General features: G+C 61.9%; 16 protein-coding genes and 1 riboswitch. Of the genes, 2 read left to right on the forward strand and 14 right to left on the reverse strand.

What is annotated here, in order from left to right; all coding sequences use genetic code 11:
- Positions 1–32 precede the first annotated feature (32 nt).
- From PSH78_RS23885 to PSH78_RS23940, 12 genes are all read right to left on the reverse strand, one after another.
- A complete protein-coding gene (locus PSH78_RS23885) occupies positions 33–737 on the reverse strand; it encodes a membrane integrity-associated transporter subunit PqiC (RefSeq protein WP_305497225.1) in 705 nt (234 codons plus the stop codon).
- A gap of 177 nt (positions 738–914) precedes the next feature.
- Complete coding sequence (parC, locus tag PSH78_RS23890; RefSeq protein WP_305497226.1) at positions 915–3,179, reverse strand: DNA topoisomerase IV subunit A; 2,265 nt, start codon at positions 3,177–3,179, stop codon at positions 915–917.
- A gap of 10 nt (positions 3,180–3,189) precedes the next feature.
- Positions 3,190–3,711, reverse strand: a complete 522-nt coding sequence (locus PSH78_RS23895) for a TIGR02281 family clan AA aspartic protease (protein WP_305497227.1) — start codon at positions 3,709–3,711, stop codon at positions 3,190–3,192.
- Positions 3,708–4,694, reverse strand: coding sequence for an esterase-like activity of phytase family protein (locus PSH78_RS23900; RefSeq protein WP_305497228.1), 987 nt, complete (start codon positions 4,692–4,694; stop codon positions 3,708–3,710). Before PSH78_RS23900 ends, PSH78_RS23895 begins: the two co-directional genes overlap by 4 nt.
- The gene (parE, locus tag PSH78_RS23905; protein WP_305497230.1) at positions 4,694–6,598 is read right to left on the reverse strand and encodes a DNA topoisomerase IV subunit B; all 1,905 of its coding nucleotides are present in this window, start codon (positions 6,596–6,598) and stop codon (positions 4,694–4,696) included. The genes PSH78_RS23900 and parE overlap by 1 nt, the downstream gene beginning before the upstream one ends.
- Positions 6,599–6,639: 41 nt before the next feature.
- Positions 6,640–7,248 carry a YqiA/YcfP family alpha/beta fold hydrolase gene (locus tag PSH78_RS23910; RefSeq protein WP_305497232.1) on the reverse strand — a complete coding sequence of 203 codons (609 nt, stop codon included), beginning with the start codon at positions 7,246–7,248 and terminating at the stop codon, positions 6,640–6,642.
- A gap of 243 nt (positions 7,249–7,491) precedes the next feature.
- On the reverse strand, positions 7,492–7,698 hold the full coding sequence (locus tag PSH78_RS26770; protein ID WP_370871023.1) for a DUF6124 family protein: 207 nt from the start codon (positions 7,696–7,698) through the stop codon (positions 7,492–7,494).
- Between the two features lie 712 nt (positions 7,699–8,410).
- A complete protein-coding gene (locus PSH78_RS23920) occupies positions 8,411–8,599 on the reverse strand; it encodes a nucleoid-structuring protein H-NS (RefSeq protein ID WP_305501437.1) in 189 nt (62 codons plus the stop codon).
- Between the two features lie 206 nt (positions 8,600–8,805).
- A complete protein-coding gene (locus PSH78_RS23925) occupies positions 8,806–9,165 on the reverse strand; it encodes a DUF6124 family protein (protein WP_305497234.1) in 360 nt (119 codons plus the stop codon).
- 470 nt (positions 9,166–9,635) lie between these two features.
- Positions 9,636–10,451, reverse strand: coding sequence for a 3',5'-cyclic-AMP phosphodiesterase (gene cpdA, locus PSH78_RS23930; RefSeq protein WP_305497236.1), 816 nt, complete (start codon positions 10,449–10,451; stop codon positions 9,636–9,638).
- Between the two features lie 99 nt (positions 10,452–10,550).
- Complete coding sequence (locus PSH78_RS23935) at positions 10,551–11,003, reverse strand: DUF1249 domain-containing protein (RefSeq protein ID WP_003186471.1); 453 nt, start codon at positions 11,001–11,003, stop codon at positions 10,551–10,553.
- Positions 10,994–11,611: an NUDIX domain-containing protein gene (locus PSH78_RS23940; RefSeq protein ID WP_305497238.1), complete on the reverse strand. Its 618-nt coding sequence runs from the start codon at positions 11,609–11,611 to the stop codon at positions 10,994–10,996. The genes PSH78_RS23935 and PSH78_RS23940 overlap by 10 nt, the downstream gene beginning before the upstream one ends.
- A gap of 214 nt (positions 11,612–11,825) precedes the next feature.
- On the opposite strand from PSH78_RS23940, the gene PSH78_RS23945 reads away from it, so the two are divergent.
- Positions 11,826–12,572, forward strand: coding sequence for a DUF3298 domain-containing protein (locus PSH78_RS23945; protein WP_305497240.1), 747 nt, complete (start codon positions 11,826–11,828; stop codon positions 12,570–12,572).
- Here PSH78_RS23945 and cytX read toward each other — a convergent pair.
- Both cytX and thiC read right to left on the reverse strand, forming a co-directional pair.
- The gene (gene cytX, locus PSH78_RS23950) at positions 12,541–13,833 is read right to left on the reverse strand and encodes a putative hydroxymethylpyrimidine transporter CytX (RefSeq protein WP_305497242.1); all 1,293 of its coding nucleotides are present in this window, start codon (positions 13,831–13,833) and stop codon (positions 12,541–12,543) included. The genes PSH78_RS23945 and cytX overlap by 32 nt on opposite strands.
- 191 nt (positions 13,834–14,024) lie before the next feature.
- Entirely contained in the window at positions 14,025–15,914 is a 1,890-nt protein-coding gene (gene thiC, locus PSH78_RS23955) for a phosphomethylpyrimidine synthase ThiC (protein ID WP_305497243.1), read from the reverse strand.
- Positions 15,915–16,089: 175 nt separating this feature from the next.
- Positions 16,090–16,195, reverse strand: a riboswitch (TPP riboswitch).
- Positions 16,196–16,352: 157 nt separating this feature from the next.
- Here thiC and PSH78_RS23960 point away from each other — a divergent pair.
- Positions 16,353–17,792, forward strand: coding sequence for a TolC family outer membrane protein (locus PSH78_RS23960; protein WP_305497244.1), 1,440 nt, complete (start codon positions 16,353–16,355; stop codon positions 17,790–17,792).
- Positions 17,793–17,886: the final 94 nt, after the last annotated feature.

A 17,886-nucleotide genomic window follows, 5' to 3' on the forward strand; every position in this document is an offset into this window, starting at 1 on the left:
ACGCGGGCTTTGTCTTGCATCCATACCAACCGTCAGAACCGGAACACTTCCATGTCCGTCCGAATCGGCAGGGCCATCGGAATCTTGTCCTTTTCCTTTCCTGCCGGCTTGGCCGGGGCGGGAGCGGGCTTGCGTGGAACTTCAGCGATAGGCGGCTGGTTGGCCAGCGGCTTGAGCGAGACGGACAGCTGTTCGGCCAGTCGTTGCAACAGCACACCCTGGGCCTGAACCTGCGCCGCCGTGGTGCCGGCGTGTTGCTCTTGCAGATGAACGATGCGGTTCTCACGCACCTTGCCGCGACGGTCAATCAACCGCCATTGGGCATCGAGTACCGCCGGTTGTGATTCACCCGAGTCCAGGCGGGTAATCGACAGCAGGACCTGCACATCCGGGGTGAAGCCTTGGGTAGCCGGCGCCAGCACCACGCGCTGGCTGTCCAGGTGACCGGCGACCTGGCGCAGCAACAACTGGTCGATGTCCGAGGACAGGCTGCCGGCCCAACGACCGTCCGTGGCGGCTTGCAGGCTGCCGTCCGGTTGGCGTTGCAGGAGAGTTTCGCGTTGCAGGTAGTCGGCAATCAATACAGGGCCCAGCAAAACCGCCATGCCTGTGCTTTGCGCAGGCTGGGCCGGGGTACCGCTGTCCAGCTGATACAGCGACACCGGCTGGTGCATGCTGCAACCCGCCAGGCCAAGCAGGCCGGCGAGCCACAAAATAGGTAGGCGCAGAGCAGTCATCGTCCCGTCCAGGTGGCAGCCACAAGGCTTACCACAGTGAAAATACTCGGTCATTATGAAGAACGCTCGGCTACGCCGGCGCTTGAAAGGGCCTATCATCCGTGAATATGCGTTCCGACTCCAGCGCCAAAGTTCCGATCTGCGGCTTTTAATCGCAGACCGAGCCCTCTAGCACGGTCAATTGAGGTTTTCGACGAGCAGTGCATCCACCCGTTGAAAACCTCTTGGAAGCTTGTTGCCCCGCCGACCGCGTTCACCTTTGTAATGCTCAAGATCGTCCGCTTTCAGTGAAAGCGTACGCTTTCCAGCCTGCAGCACAAGCGTGGCACCTTCGGGTAACACTGCAATATCCGTGACAAATTCCTCGCGACTCGCCACCCGTTCGCCTGGAATCCCGATGATCTTGTTGCCTTTGCCTTTCCCAAGCTGCGGCAGGTCGCTGATCTTGAACACCAGCAACCGACCTTCGGTCGTCACCGAAGCCAACCAGTTGTTATCGCGATCGCTGACCGGGCGCGGGGCAATGACCTTGGCGTTGTTCGGCAGGCTCAACAACGCCTTGCCCGCCTTGTTCTTGGCTTGCAGGTCTTCACCCTTGACGACGAACCCGTAGCCGGCGTCCGACGCGATAACGTACAGCCCGTCATCATCAGGCATCAGCACACATTCAAAAGTTGCACCCGGTGGAGGTGTTAATCGTCCGGTCAGCGGTTCACCCTGGCCACGCGCCGATGGCAAGGTGTGGGCCGGCACCGAATAGCTGCGCCCGGTGGAGTCGATGAACACCGCAAACTGGTTCGAGCGCCCCGGCGCCAAGGCCTTGAAGCCGTCCCCGGCCTTGTAGGAAAGTCCGGCAGCGTCGATGTCATGGCCCTTGGCGGAGCGCACCCAGCCTTTTTCCGACAGCACGACGGTGACCTTCTCGTTCGGCAACAGGTCGTGCTCGCTCAAGGCCTTGGCCTCGGCACGCTCGACGATCGGCGAACGACGGTCATCGCCGTAGGTTTCGGCGTCCTTGAGCAACTCGGTGCGTACCAGTTTCTTCAGTTTGGCTTCGCTGCCCAGCAGGGCTTGCAGCTTGGCCTGTTCCTTGAGCAATTCGTCCTGCTCGGCACGCAGCTTCATTTCTTCCAGGCGGGCCAGTTGGCGCAGGCGCGTGTCGAGGATGTAGTCGGCCTGGATTTCACTGAGGGCGAAGCGCTCGATCAGGCTGGCCTTGGGGTGTTCCTCGGTGCGGATGATGTGGATCACCTCATCGAGGTTGAGGTAGGCAATCAGCAAGCCGTCCAACAGATGCAGGCGACGCTCGACTTTGTCCAGGCGGAATTGCAGGCGCCGACGTACCGTCTTGACCCGGAATTCGAGCCACTCCACGAGCAGTGCCCGCAGGTTTTTCAGCTGCGGCTTGCCGTCCAGGCCGATGATGTTGATGTTCACCCGATAGCTGGATTCCAGATCGGTGCTGGCAAACAAGTGCTGCATCAGCGCGTCGTGGTCGACCCGGCTGTTCACCGGAATGATCACGATGCGGCAGGGATTCTCGTGGTCGGATTCGTCGCGCAAGTCAGCAACCTGCGGCGCTTTCGACGGTTTTGCCTGCATCATCGCAGCAATCTGCTCGAGGACTTTTGCCCCGGAAACCTGATGCGGCAGCGCGGTGACGATAATGTCACCGTCTTCGACGTGATAAACGGCACGCATGCGCACCGAACCGCGACCGGTCTCGTAGATCTTCAGCAGATCGGCACGCGGCGTGATGATTTCCGCTTCGGTCGGATAGTCCGGGCCCTGGATATGTTCGCAGAGCTGTTCCACCGTGGCTTTCGGCTCGTCCAACAAGCGCACGCACGCCGTGGCGACTTCCCGCAGGTTGTGCGGCGGCACGTCGGTGGCCATGCCCACGGCAATGCCGGTGGTGCCATTGAGCAGGATATTCGGCAAACGTGCCGGCAACACCAGGGGTTCATCGAGGGTTCCGTCAAAGTTCGGCCCCCAGTCCGCAGTGCCCTGGCCCAGCTCGCTGAGCAGTACTTCGGAATAGCGTGACAGGCGCGCCTCGGTGTACCGCATGGCCGCGAAGGACTTGGGATCATCCGGCGCACCCCAGTTACCCTGCCCGTCCACCAGCGTGTAGCGATAGCTGAACGGCTGGGCCATCAGCACCATGGCTTCATAGCAGGCCGAGTCGCCGTGGGGGTGGAACTTGCCGAGCACGTCACCGACGGTACGCGCCGACTTCTTGTGCTTGGAATCGGCGTCCAGCCCCAACTCACTCATGGCATAGATGATCCGCCGTTGGACCGGCTTCAGACCGTCGCCAATATGCGGCAAGGCGCGGTCCATGATCACGTACATGGAGTAATTGAGGTAGGCATTTTCGGTGAAGTCAGCCAGCGATCGGCGTTCTACGCCGTCCAAGCTGTCTGCAAGAATGTCGCTCATGCGGGCCTCATCAGTTCGTTGTCTGGCGCAGCAGCATGGTGCCGTCGCGCTGGGTAAATTCAAGTTTGTTCAGGGCGCTCATGCCCAACAGCACTTGCGTGCCTTCCAGGCCTGGCGCCACCAGGGCACGGACATCGCGCAACACGATGTCACCCAATTGCAGCCGGTCGATGCGGGTGCGGTAGCCCTCGCTCAAACCATTGGCGGTGCTCAACCTCACGCCAGGACCTTTTTCCAGCTTGAGGCGCTCGGCCAATTCCTGCGGGATCGCCACGTCGGTGGCACCGGTGTCGAGCATGAAATCCACCGGCTGGCCGTTGATCTGGCCGCTGGCGACAAAATGCCCCTGCCGGTTGCCGACCAGCTTCACCTCGATAAAACCTTCGCCCTTCTGCGAATGCACCTCGGCATTGGGGTTGAGCTCACGCTGTTCCCACTGGGCAAAAAACCGCGTTGCCAGAAATAGCGCCGCGCACCAGGCCAGGATCATCAGTACCCGGCCGGCGCGCTTGCCCGGTGGCTGCTGGCTCATGGCGCGGCACCCCAGCCACCCTCGGGCGCGGCGAAGCGCCAGATAACCGGCCGCCGCTCGCCGTCAGCCCGCGCACCGTCGTTGTTGTCCACGCCGATCCAGGCGCCGTCGGCGTCAACGATGAGCGCTTCGACCAGGCCGAAGGGCTGTGGATAACGGCGCTGTTCCTGCAATGCCTCTGCCGCAAACGACCAGCAGCGCTCGACCTTGGCGGTCTGCGGGTCACGCCGGCAGATCTGGTAGGCGTTTCGCTCCAGGGTAAACAGCTTGCCGTTGAACAATGACAGATCGGCGAAATCCCGGGAAACCGCCTTGGCCTTGGGAAACTGCGCCGGCTGCATCTCTTGCCCCGCTTCGCTCAACAATACGCAATTGCCGTCGCAGTCCCACACCGTTTGCTGGCGCTTGAGCAACACCAGGCCACGACGCTCCCGTTCGGCGGCCAGCCATAGCTGATCGCCGGCCGGGTTGACCGCCACGCCTTCGAACAGGGCATTAAAATGCAGCAGCATGCCGCTGCCCCGGGCCTGGCGGAGCATGGTCGGGGTGATTTTCAGCCAGGACGCTTCGCCTGCCGGCGATATTCTCAGCACGGCGGCGTGGGACTCACTGACCACATAACGCTGACCGGCGCTGTCGCAACTGATGCCTTCGTAGTCCAGTTCGCCACCGCGCACGAACGACGCCGCCCAGGTCCGCGACTGCAAGCCCCAAGGCAAATCATTCTCCGGCACGGCCGGCACCTCGATACCGACGGCCTCGGCCTGCCAGGCCCGGGCATCGGAGGGTTGGAGCCGATAAATCCGCTCATCGTCGCGATCGGATACCGTCCACATCTCGTTGCCACACAGGGCCAGCCCGGACAGATTGCCGCCGCGCATGCCATCGACGACATGCTCGGACAGCAACTTCAGTTCCGGCGCTGGCGCTGCGACTACCACCCCCGCCCACAGCAACAACGCCAGGGCGAAACCGTTGCGCATCAGGCCAGGACCTCGGCCAGATCACCCTTGGATTCAAGCCAGTTCTTGCGGTCGCCGGCGCGTTTTTTCGCCAGCAACATGTCCATCATTTCCGACGTTGCTTCGAAATCATCCAGGGTCAACTGCACCAGCCGACGGGTGTTCGGGTCCATGGTGGTTTCGCGCAACTGCGGCGGGTTCATCTCGCCCAGGCCCTTGAATCGGGTGACCTGTGGCTTGCCGCGTTTCTTTTCGGCCACCAGCCGATCAAGGATGCCGTCGCGCTCGGCTTCATCCAGGGCGTAGTAGATCTCCTTGCCCAGGTCGATACGGTACAACGGCGGCATCGCCACATAGACGTGACCGGCATCCACCAGCGGGCGGAAATGCTGGACGAACAAGGCGCAGAGCAAGGTGGCGATGTGCAGGCCGTCGGAGTCGGCGTCGGCGAGGATGCAGATCTTGCCGTAACGCAGCTGGCTCATGTCCTCGGCGCCCGGATCGACGCCGATGGCCACCGCGATGTTATGCACTTCCTGACTGGCCAGCACTTCGCTGCCGTCGACTTCCCAAGTGTTGAGGATCTTGCCCCGCAGCGGCAGGATCGCCTGGAACTCCTTGTCTCGCGCCTGCTTGGCCGAGCCGCCGGCGGAGTCACCTTCCACCAGGAACAGCTCGGAACGCATCGGGTCCTGCCCGGCACAATCGGCGAGCTTGCCCGGCAGTGCCGGCCCCTGGGTGATGCGCTTGCGCTCGACCTTCTTGCTTGCCTTGAGGCGACGGCCGGCGTTGCTGATCGCCAGTTCGGCGAGGGCCAGGCCAGTTTCCGGGTTGGCGTTGAGCCACAGGCTGAACGCATCCTTGACCACCCCGGAGACAAACGCAGCCGCCTCGCGGGACGACAGGCGCTCCTTGGTCTGGCCGGAGAATTGCGGCTCCTGCATCTTCATCGACAATACGAAGGCGATGCGCTCCCAGACGTCTTCCGGCGCCAGCTTGACGCCACGGGGCAGCAGGTTACGGAATTCGCAGAACTCGCGCATCGCATCGAGCAGGCCCTGGCGCAAGCCGTTGACGTGGGTGCCGCCCTGGGCGGTGGGGATCAGGTTGACGTAGCTTTCCTGGACGCTTTCGCCGCCCTCGGGCAGCCACAGCAGCGCCCAGTCCACGGCTTCCTTGTTACCGGCCAGGCTGCCGCAGAACGGCTCGTTGGGCAGGCGCTCGAAACCATTGACCGCATCGACCAGGTACGAGCGCAGGCCGTCCTCGTAGTGCCATTCGACCTTCTCGCCGGTGGCCTTGTCCTCGAAACTCACCAGCAGCCCCGGGCACAACACCGCCTTGGCCTTGAGGACGTGCTTGAGGCGAGTGACGGAAAACTTCGGTGAATCGAAATACTTCGGGTCCGGCGCGAAATACACGCTGGTGCCGGTGTTGCGCTTGCCGACGGTGCCGACCACTTCCAGCTCGGTGGCCTTGTAGCCGTCGGCAAAGGTCATCTGGTATTCGTTGCCGTCACGCTTGACCCGCACCCGCACCTGGGTCGACAAGGCGTTGACCACGGAAATACCCACCCCGTGCAGGCCGCCGGAGAACTGGTAGTTCTTGTTGGAAAACTTGCCGCCGGCGTGGAGCTTGGTGAGGATCAGCTCGACGCCCGACACACCCTCTTCAGGGTGAATGTCCACTGGCATGCCGCGGCCGTCATCGCTGACTTCCAATGAATGATCGGCGTGCAGGATGACCTGCACCGACTTCGCGTGCCCGGCCAAGGCTTCGTCGACGCTGTTGTCGATGACTTCCTGGGCGAGGTGATTCGGCCGACTGGTGTCGGTGTACATGCCGGGGCGCTTGCGCACCGGGTCGAGGCCCGAGAGGACTTCGATGGCGTCTGCGTTATAGGAGCTAGCGCTGGGAGTGGCCATGGGGTCTCGTCGTCAGTGTTCAGTGAAATAGAGGCAATGGTTCACAGTGAGGTGAAGTCGATCGCCTGGTACAAATCGGCGCCAATGCCGGCAAAACTCAACAGCGCCGGCAACTGCTGGGCAAACCCTTGGAAACTGTGGTCGCCGCCGGCCTGGATACGCAATGCGCAGGCACGGTAATACTGCTGGGCGTGGCGATAATCCAGCGTTTCGTCACCGGTTTGCAACCATACCTGAAACCGCTGCGGATCCCGGGGCGCCGGCACTTCCAGCTCGGCCAGGGCCGTCACGTGGTCGTGGGTCAACTCCCAGGTCTCGTCGGTGTACAAATTCTTCTGCGTGCCCAGATAACCGTCGAACATCCGATGCGGACTGACCGCCGGATTGACCAACAGGGCCTTGAGGCCGTGGCGCTCGGCCAAGTGAGTCGCATAGTAGCCGCCGAGCGAGCTGCCGACCAGCAGCGGCCGCCCCAGTTCTGTGATCGCCTGCTCCAACTGAGCAATCGCCTCGCGCGGATGGTGATGCAAGGCCGGCACCCGCAACTGGTCGCCCAGCCCGAGGCGCGTCATCACTTCGGTCAGTTGACAGGCCTTGGTCGACGCCGGGGCGCTGTTGAAGCCATGGATATAAAGGATCGAACCCGACATGGGCAACTCCCTGGGTGCTGGGCAAAGGCCGGAGTTTACAGGGAGTTTGTGGAAGTTGGGCGGTTTCGAATACCCCTCCGTCTTCGTGGCGAGGGAGCTTGCTCCCGCTGGGCTACGCAGTAGCCCCTGGAGCAGCAACGCCCGTTCCGACTGATAGAACACGGTGCCCGGTCTTGGGCCTGCTTCGCAGGCCAGCGGGAGCAAGCTCCCTCGCCACGGGGGGCTTTGTCAGCCGTTAAAATTTCATTGTCTCGGCTCGACAATGTCCAGCGCCCGATTCGCCAACAACTCACTGAGCTCGATCATCTGCTGGACACCGAACGCGAAATGCCGGTTCGAACCTTCCAGATTGAAGGCCAGGTCGCTGAGCATGGCGTTGGCAGAAGCCAGGGTTTCGCTGAGGTTGGCCAGTACACACTCGGCGTCAGCGCTTTGCACGACGGAGAACAAGTGGTCTTTGGCTTCTGGTTTTGGGTCGAGATGGGAGTTGCGGACGCGCTCGGCGGCTTCGTCGGGATTTTGCGGATTGTCTTCAGCGCGGGCTGACGAGGGGGTTGCTTCTGGGGGTTGGGCGTGGCTTTGAACATGGTGCAGTTCCTTTTTTCCGTAGGGGAACCGCCATCTCCCGTTTCCAGGCGAGAGGGTGGCAGCTATGCGCGGGCTGGAAAACCGGAGTAAAGGAGCAAAACCCGGCAGACTCGAAAGTCTCCCGCGCACAGCCGCCATAACGCAGAACTGCACACGCAAAAAAAGCGCTGCAGTATCTCATGTGGTGCGCTGAAGCGTCCTTACTATCGGGTTTCCAGGCCCGGCCGCTGAATTTTGCAGCGACGGGAAAAGACTAGCGACACCCCTTCCCACCCGGCAACCGCCAGCACTCGTCGGAAAAATCCGCTTGCGTCAGAAAGGTCTTCCGACCGCTCCCACAACCCTGGCAGGCTGCCGCCCGCCATCGCGAGCAAGCTCGCTCCCACACGAATCCGTGGTCATTATGATTTTCCGGCACAGCAAAAATCCCCCTGTGGGAGCGAGTCTGCTCGCGAAAGCGGTGGGTCAGCTTGCATCGGCATTGAATGTGCCGCCGCCTTCGCGAGCAGGCTCGCTCCCACATTGAAACCGGCGCCCCTCGCGAGAATCAGGCCGGCTGCCAGGCCGCCTCGCTTTAGACCTTGATCTTGATCTTGATCTTGATCTGAGACGCCCCGTTAACCACGCTGGCCGAACGCAGGCATTGTGCAGTGGGCATCCCGGCATGGATGCCGGGATAGCCGCGCTGGGCCAGGGACGGCCCTTCGCGGCGGGCCCACGGAGCAATGCCGGAGTGAGGGCATGCCGAGCCTTGGCGAGGCACCGAGTGGTGGGGCAGAGCGTTTTTGGTTACTTTTGGCTGGTCCGGCTCCCGGCTCTTTCCAAAAGTGACCCGCCGTAAGGGCGGAACCCCAAGCAGCCGTTACCGCAGCAACGGATATCTACCCAGTCAACAAAACCCTGGTCGACTGCAAGGCCGCCATCGCGAGCAAGCTCTCACCACAGGGGACCTTGTCGGCCGTTAAAACGTCATTGTCTCGGCTCGACGATGTCCAGCGCCCGATTCGCCAACAACTCACTGAGTTCGATCATCTGCTGGACACCGAACGCGAAATGCCGGTTCGAACCTTCCAGGCTGAAGGCCAGGTCACTGAGCATGGCGTTGGCAGAGGCAAGGGTTTCGCTGAGGTTGGCCAATACACATTCGGCGTCAGCGCTTTGCACGACGGAGAATAACTGGTCTGGGGAGGGTTTCTGTTTGGCTTTGGGTTTTGGGTCGGGATAGGAGTTGAGGGCGCGCTGGGCGGTTTCATCGAGACTTTGCGGATTGTCTTCAGCGTGGGCTGACAAGTGGGTTGTTTCTGGCGGGTTGGGCGTAATCTTGGGCATGAGGGTAACTCTCGTCTACAGGTTGGAGCTGCCACATTCGTTTCCAAGCGAGGGGGTGGCAGCCGTACGCAGGTTGGAAAACCGAGGTAAACGAGCCCGGCAGACCCGAAGGTCTCCCGCGCACAGCTGCCATAACAGAAGCATGGTCAAAAAACGACCGAAGCATACGTTATGGAGAGCGCTTTCGCGCAGTTTACTTATCGGGTTTCCAAGCCCGGTCGCTGAATTTGCAGCGACGGAAAAAGACTACCGACAGCCCTTCCCACCCGGCGGAACCCCAAGCAGCCGTTACCGCAGCAATGGATATGTACCCCGGTCAACAATCCTGGCCGACTGCAAGGCCGCCATCGCGAGCAAGCTCGCTCCCACAATAGAATCGGAGTACGACCGGTAAAGATATGCCGGTTGTAAAGCCGCCTTCGCGAGCAGGCTCGCTCCCACAGTTAGGGGTCAGTCCAGCTTGATCGAACTCAGTAGCCGTTGGATCCGTAGTCAGGCGTAAACGCAAACCCAACCACCCGCTCAACCCCCGTCTCCAAGCGCCCATCCGGCAATAACCGCAACCACCGATACCCTGGCGCCTGCGAGCCCACCGCAAAATCCTCACTCGCCGGCTCAAACTGGATACAGGTCGAAGGCGAAGCCAACAAACGAACCCCATCACGCACCCGGTCTATTTCCTGATGCACATGCCCCCACAACACCGCCCGCACCTGCGGAAACCGATCCAGCACTGCAAACAGCGCCTCCGGATTGCGCAACCCGATCGGCTCCATCCACGCACAACCAATCGACACCGGATGATGATGCAGGCACACCAGATGATGCCGCTCCGGCGCCTCGCTCAAGGCATTGGCCAACAGAATCAACTGCTCCTCGGCCAAAAAACCCGGCACCGAACCCGGCACGGCTGAATCCAACAGAGTGACTCGCCAGTTGCCAATGTCCACCACCGGATCGAGCAACGTACTCTGGACCGCCGCCTCAAGCATCACCTGCGGCTCATCATGATTGCCCGGAATCCACCGCGCCGGCGCGTCGATACGCGCAGTCAGTTGCCGAAATGCCTCGTAGGATTGCAGCGTACCGTCCTGGGACAAGTCGCCGGTGGCGAGCATCAGGTCAATCTCCGGTTGCTGCTGGAGTACCAGGTCAACGACCGCCCGCAAACTGTCACGGGTGTTCATGCCCAGCAACGAAGCATCGGCCTCGGCGAACAAATGACTGTCAGACAGTTGGACCAGCAGCGCCGCGTCGGCAGTGGTCAAGCTGGATACGCTCGGCAAATCGCTTTCTCCCAGGCGCAATCACGCCGTTGCATGAAGCGGCAATTATGCTGGGGGATGATCGAAAGGGGAAACCCGCGAACCGGAACCGGTTCACAACTACCGTACGACTTCGAACTCGTGGCCCAGCGCCAGGCAATGACTCAGCCACTCGCCCAGGAACAGGTTCAACTGGGCCTTTTCGTCCGGCTGGTGCATTGACGCATTGGGGTAAGGATAGATGCCGCGAAAGCGTCGTGCATGTTCGGCGCTGACCACTTCGGCCATGCGTGCATCGTGATAGACCTGCACTTCCAGCTGCGGCACCGGCAACCAGGGCAGGCTGTGTTCCTGGCGCACTTGCAACGTGGTGGTGTAGGGACAGGTCTGCAGCACTTCCAGGGCCAGTACGCCGAGCATCTGGTCGCCGTGGGTCACGGCGATGCGGCGCGGTGCCGGGTCGTTGCGCATGTCCGGCAACAAGCGCATCAGGCGGGCGTAGTTGGCCTCGCAGGCGGCCTGCAACCCCACCAGGTCGACGCGATAACGATCGCGCAGCTTGTTCAGGACCATAGCCCCCTCACTTCATCTCGATTCAAGGCCAGCCATTGCAAGGCAATGATGCTCGCCGCGTTGCAGATACGTCCGTCGCGCACCGCTTGCAGGGCGTCTTCGAAAGGCCAGGTCTTCACGCGGATATCTTCAGCTTCTTCCAGCAGGCCATGCAGGCCGCCGGCCCCCGTACTGTCGCAACGCCCCAGGTAAAGATGCACGAACTCATTGCTGCCGCCCGGCGACGGGAAATACTTGGTCATCGGCCAGAGCGCAGCGAACACCAGCCCAGCTTCCTCCTGCGCTTCGCGATGAGCAACTTCTTCCGGTTGCTCGTCCTTGTCGATCAGACCGGCCACCAGTTCAACCAACCAGGGATTGGCGGCCTTGCCAATGGCGCCCACGCGAAACTGCTCTATCAATACCACTTCGTCACGCTGCGGATCGTAGGGCAGCACACACACCGCGTCATGACGTACAAACAGTTCACGACTGATCTCACGGCTCATACCACCGGCAAACAGCTCGTGGCGCAAGACGAGGCGGTCGAGCTTATAGAAACCCTTGAAGCAGGTTTCACGCTTGACGATGTCCACGTTGCTCGGTGTGGCGTTGGCGAAATCGGTCATGACAATCCTCGTGTGCAGTGGAACGATGCGAGGTTCCAACCTCGGCTTCGCGCCATCCTAACGCGCCCGTACCGTTTGATGCAGCCCCTTTCCACTCATCGGGATGGACGGCAGAAGGTGAAAGAACTCTAATGAGCTTAGTGGCGAACTGATTGCCCTGCCGACAGTCGAAGCGGGTAACTTTTTGCCTTTCCCTGTTTCACGAAGGACGCCCATGTCGCTTTTCAAGATTGCTTCGCTGGCCGCCATTGCCCTGATCCTGGGCGCTTGCCAGAGCCTGTTCCAACCCAATTACCGCGCCCCGCTGGAGACCACTCGCGATGCGTCGGAGCAATTACAGCCTGGCTGCGCCAGCGCCGACTGCCCGCTGGTCAACATCGACACCCTGCATTTCCCCACTGAGCCCGCGCTGGACGGGATCATCGAAAAACGTCTGCTGCAAATGACCCGCACGACCCCGGACGCCCCGGTGGCACCGACCCTGGCCGCCTATCGCGAACAGTTTCTGCGCAGCGCCGCACCGCGCAACAGCAGCTATCTGCAGGCCAAGGTACGTGAACAACATGACGGCCTGGTGATCATCGAACTGTCCAGCTACCTGGACACTAGCGGCGCTCACGGCACCCCAGGTCGCGGCTTCATCAACTATTCGCGCCAGCAGCACAAGGTGCTGGCGCTGTCGGACATGCTGTTGCCCGGCCAGGAAGAAGCCTTCTGGAAAGCCGCGCAAGTGGCCCACAACAGCTGGCTGATCAGCACCAAGCTGGATCAGGAACCGGAATTCCTGAAACAGTGGTCCTTCCAGAAAACCCCGCACATCGCGCTGACCTACGGCGGGGTGATCCTCAAATACGAAGTGAGCACCATTGCGCCGTACGCCCTGGGCCACATCGAACTGAAGATCGCCTACCCACGCCTCAACGGCATCCTCAAGCCCGAGCTGTTTCCCGGCCGTAGCTGAAAGCCCGGCCCAGCAACAGCTGCAGCAACCCTGCCAGGATCAGCGACGGCAGGGTGGCGCCGATGTCCGGATAGAAGTTGGCCAGCAGGTGGTAGGTACTCACCCCGCCCAGCCAGGCCAACAACGCCGGCCAGCGCAACGCGACTGAGCGCACCTGGCTGCTGCGCTTGCGCAGGATGAAGTGATCCACCAGCACCACGCCGAACAGCGGCGCGAACACCGAGCCGATCAGTAGCAGGAAATTCTGATACTGAGCCAGCGGCGCGAAGCAGGCGATCACGGTGCAGATGACACCAATCGCCAAGGCCAGGTGCTCGACCTTCAGCCCCGACAACATGCTCGTCGACACCGCCGCCGAGTGGATGTCGGCGAAGGCGTTTTCCGACTCGTCCAGCAGGATCAGCAGCAACGGAATACCCAACCCGGCACCGGCCAGGGCCAGCAGCAACGCATTGACCTCACCGCTCGGCGCGAACGCCAGGGTGTAGGCCACGCCGAGGCTCATCAGCCAGACGTTACCAATGAAGAACCCCACGGCCGTGCCGCCGAAGACGTTTTTGGCGCGCTTGCCGAAACGCGAGTAGTCGGCAATCAGCGGCAACCACGACAGCGGCATGGCGATGGCGATGTCAAAACCCACCGCCAGCGACATCGAACCGTCGCCGGCCTGGGCCCACAGCGCGGCGAGGTCAGCCTTGGCGAACAGGTTCCAGGTCAGCCAGATGCAAGCCGCCAGCAGCAACCAGATGCCCCATTTGCGCAGGACCCTGCGCACGAAGGTCAACGGTCCGCTGACCGCGAGCAAGGTCGCCAACGCACCGAAGAACAAGGTCCACAGCAAAGGGTTGGTGCCCAAGCTGCCTTCACTGAAGGCACGGGCGCCGAGCAGGCTGGCCGCATCGCGCATGACGATGATTTCGAACGAGCCCCAGCCAATCAGCTGCAGCAGGTTCAACACCGCCGGCACGCTCGCGCCCTTGCCGCCGAGGCTGAGCTTGAGCGCGGCCATGGCCGACAGGCCGGTGTCGCTGCCAATCACCCCGACCGCCGCCAGCAGCAGGACGCCCATCAGCGTGCCGAGGAAAATCGCCAGCAACGAACCGCTCAGGCCCAGGCCCGGCGCGAGCAAGGCGCCGACCTGCAAGACCATCAGGCCGATGCCCAGGGAGAACCACAGGGAAAACAGATCGCGGGCGCCGAAGACGCGTTTGTCCAGGGGCACGGCGGTGTCTGGGGAGTAGGTGCTGGGTTGGATGTTCACAGAGATATCTCAGGGGAGATTATTGTTTTGGGTCGCTGATGTGGCAAGGGAGCTTGCTCCCGCTGGCCTGCGTAGCAGGCCCAAAACCAGTCACCGCGTTCTGGCAGCCAGAATGGTGGTGATTGGTTTTGCGGCTGCTTCGCAGCCGAGCGGGAGCAAGCTCCCTCGCCACGGGGTGAGCGCCGCTCAGATCAGACTTTCTTGTAAAGCTGACTACCTTCCTTCTTGAACCGCTCCGCCTGCTCCGCCAGGCCTTGGGCGACGTCGACATCCACCGCTTCAATGCGCTGGTTGGCCGCGTACTCACGCACTTCCTGGGTGATTTTCATCGAGCAGAATTTCGGCCCGCACATCGAACAGAAATGCGCGACCTTGGCCGAGTCCTTCGGCAGGGTTTCGTCGTGGTACGAGCGGGCGGTGTCCGGGTCGAGGCCGAGGTTGAACTGGTCTTCCCAACGGAACTCGAACCGCGCCTTGCTCAAGGCGTTGTCACGGATCTGCGCGCCCGGATGCCCTTTGGCCAGATCGGCAGCATGCGCGGCGATTTTGTAAGTGATGATTCCCGTCTTGACGTCATCCTTGTTCGGCAGGCCGAGGTGTTCCTTCGGCGTGACGTAGCAGAGCATCGCGCACCCGAACCAGCCGATCATCGCCGCGCCGATGCCGGAGGTGATGTGATCGTAGCCCGGCGCGATGTCGGTGGTCAGCGGGCCGAGGGTGTAGAACGGCGCCTCGTCACAGCATTCCAGCTGCTTGTCCATGTTCTCCTTGATCAACTGCATCGGCACATGACCCGGGCCTTCAATCATGCATTGCACGTCGTGCTTCCAGGCGATCTTGGTCAACTCGCCGAGGGTTTCCAGCTCGCCGAACTGCGCTTCGTCATTGGCGTCGGCAATCGAGCCCGGACGCAGGCCGTCGCCCAGCGAGAAGCTGACGTCGTAGGCCTTCATGATTTCGCAGATGTCTTCGAAGTGGGTGTAGAGGAAGTTTTCCTTGTGATGCGCCAGGCACCACTTGGCCATGATCGAACCGCCACGGCTGACGATACCGGTGACGCGCTTGGCGGTCATCGGCACATAACGCAGCAACACGCCGGCATGGATGGTGAAGTAGTCGACGCCCTGCTCGGCCTGTTCGATCAGCGTGTCGCGAAACAGCTCCCAGGTCAGGTCTTCGGCCACGCCGCCGACTTTTTCCAGGGCCTGGTAGATCGGCACGGTGCCGATCGGCACCGGCGAGTTGCGGATGATCCACTCGCGGGTTTCGTGGATGTGCTTGCCGGTGGACAGGTCCATGACCGTGTCCGAACCCCAGCGGATGCCCCAGGTCAGCTTCGCCACTTCTTCTTCGATGGACGAACCCAGCGCGCTGTTGCCGATGTTGCCGTTGATCTTCACCAGGAAGTTACGGCCGATGATCATCGGTTCCAGTTCGGTGTGGTTGATGTTGGCCGGAATGATCGCGCGGCCACGGGCGATTTCGTCACGGACGAATTCCGGGGTAATGACTTTCGGCACGCTGGCGCCGAAGCTGTGACCGGCGTGTTGCTGGTCCAGCAGGCCGGCGGCGCGGGCCACTTCCAGCTTCATGTTTTCGCGGATGGCGACGTATTCCATCTCGGCGGTGATGATGCCTTGGCGCGCGTAGTGCATCTGGCTGACGTTGGCGCCCGGCTTGGCGCGACGCGGGTTGTTTACATGGGCGAAGCGCAGCTTGGTCAGCTCGGGATCGGCCAGGCGTTCCTGGCCGAAATTGGAACTCAGGCCGGCGAGACGCTCGGTGTCGCCACGGGCTTCGATCCACGGCGAGCGCACATCGGCCAGGCCCTTGCGCACATCGATGATCACGTTCGGGTCGGTGTAGGGCCCCGAGGTGTCGTACACCACCACTGGCGCGTTGATTTCGCCGCCGAAGTCGGTGGGGGTCACGTCGAGGCTGATTTCGCGCATCGGCACGCGGATATCCGGGCGACTGCCCTGGACATAGATTTTTTGCGAGCGGGTAAACGGTTGGACCGACTGCTGATCGACCTGGGCCGATTCACTGAGGTTGGTCGCGTTTTTAGATTTTGTCGTCATCACGGGCTCTCCAGACACACATCCAGGCAGTGGATTTTTGTCGGAGCGAACCTGTGGCGAATGGACGCGTCCCTGCACGAAAGTGCGAACGCTGTGCTTGCTGCTCGAGCCTGTTCGAAGATCGAAAGTCGATTGTCGAACAACATCCCGGACGAAGCACAAGAGGACTCGCCGGGTGACGAGAAATCTTGTTCCCTACGCAGGCGCTAACCTGATCAGGTTCAACGGGATCCGAAATTATTCGATCTCAGCCTCATAGCAAGGCACCCCGACAAGAACCCGGCCAGTCTAGACACAACCGGCGCAGAACGCCATCGCCAGGGCAAAAGCCGTGATGAATGGCGCATATACAGGATTGTTGCCGTGCGTAGGCGCAACTACACTCGCTACGCCGCGCGCCTGTTATGCGCATTCAATCTTGAACGTAGGGATCGCCTCATGCTGCGCAAACTCTCACTGGCCCTTGCCGTGTCTTGTGCGACCAATGGAATGGCCTGGGCCGCCGAAGCCCCGTTATCCACCAGAACCGACCTGGTCAGCGTGTACCAGGAAGCGGTGGACAACAACGCCGACCTGGCCGCCGCCCGCGCCCAATACGGCGCCCAGAAAGAAGTGGTGCCCCAGGCCCGCGCCGGGCTGTTGCCCAATCTTTCGGCCGGAGCCGACCTGAACAACACCCGCACCGAGCTCGACCAGCCGGCGATGACCGCCACCCGCAGCTCGACGGTGTACCAGGCCACCTTGTCCCAGCCGATTTTCCGCGCCGACCGCTGGTTCCAGTTGCAGGCGGCCAAATCGGTCAATGAACAAGCCTCGCTGCAATTGTCGGCCACCGAGCAGAACCTGATCCTGCAAAGCGCCGAAGCTTATTTCAATGTGCTGCGCAGCCAGGACAACCTGGCCTCGACCAAGGCCGAGGAAGCCGCGTTCAAGCGCCAGCTCGACCAGTCCAACGAACGCTTTGATGTCGGTCTTTCGGACAAGACCGACGTGCTGCAGTCCCAGGCCAGCTACGATACCGCCCGGGCCAACCGGATCATCGCGCAGCGCCAGGTCGAAGATGCCTTCGAAGCGCTGATCACCCTGACCAACCGCCAATACAATGCGATCCAGGGCGTCGTCCACACCCTGCCGATCCTGCCGCCGGCGCCCAACGACGCCAAGGCCTGGGTCGACACCGCTGCCCGGCAGAACCTCAACCTGCTGGCCAGCAACTACGCCGTCACCGCCGCCGAAGACACCCTGCGCCAGCGCAAGGCCGGCCACGCGCCAACCCTCGACGCCATCGCGCAATACCGCAAAGGTGACAACGACGGTCTCGGCTTTACCAACCCGAACCCCACCGGCCAGCGCTACGGTGGCGACGCCGAGCAACGCACCATCGGCCTGCAATTGAGCATTCCGATCTACAGCGGCGGGCTGACCAGCTCCCAGGTGCGCGAGTCCTACTCGCAACTCACCCAGACCGAGCAGCAGCGCGAAGGCCTGCGCCGCCAGGTGGTGGAAAACACCCGCAACCTGCACCGCGCGGTGAACACCGATGTGGAACAGGTCCAGGCCCGGCGCCAGTCGATCATTTCCAACCAGAGCGCGGTGGACGCCACGGAAATCGGCTATCAGGTGGGCACCCGCAACATCGTCGATGTGCTCGACGCCCAGCGCCAGCTGTACACTTCGGTGCGCGATTACAACAACGCCCGGTACGACTACATCCTCGACAACCTGCGCCTCAAGCAGGCCGCCGGGACGTTGAGCCCGGAAGACCTGCAAGCCCTGTCACGCTATCTCAAGCCCGACTACAACCCGGACAAGGACTTCCTGCCGCCGGACCTGGCACAGGCGGCAGCAGAGCAGTTGCGCTCGCGGCCGGCGCAGTAACACACCTGCAAGCAATCCCCCTGTGGCGAGGGAGCTTGCTCCCGCTGGCCTGCGAAGCAGGCCCAAAACCAGTCACCGCGTTCTGCCAGCCAGA

Origin of the sequence: Pseudomonas sp. FP198 (genome assembly GCF_030687895.1) — a bacterium.
In the GTDB taxonomy this organism is placed as follows: Bacteria; Pseudomonadota; Gammaproteobacteria; order Pseudomonadales; family Pseudomonadaceae; genus Aquipseudomonas.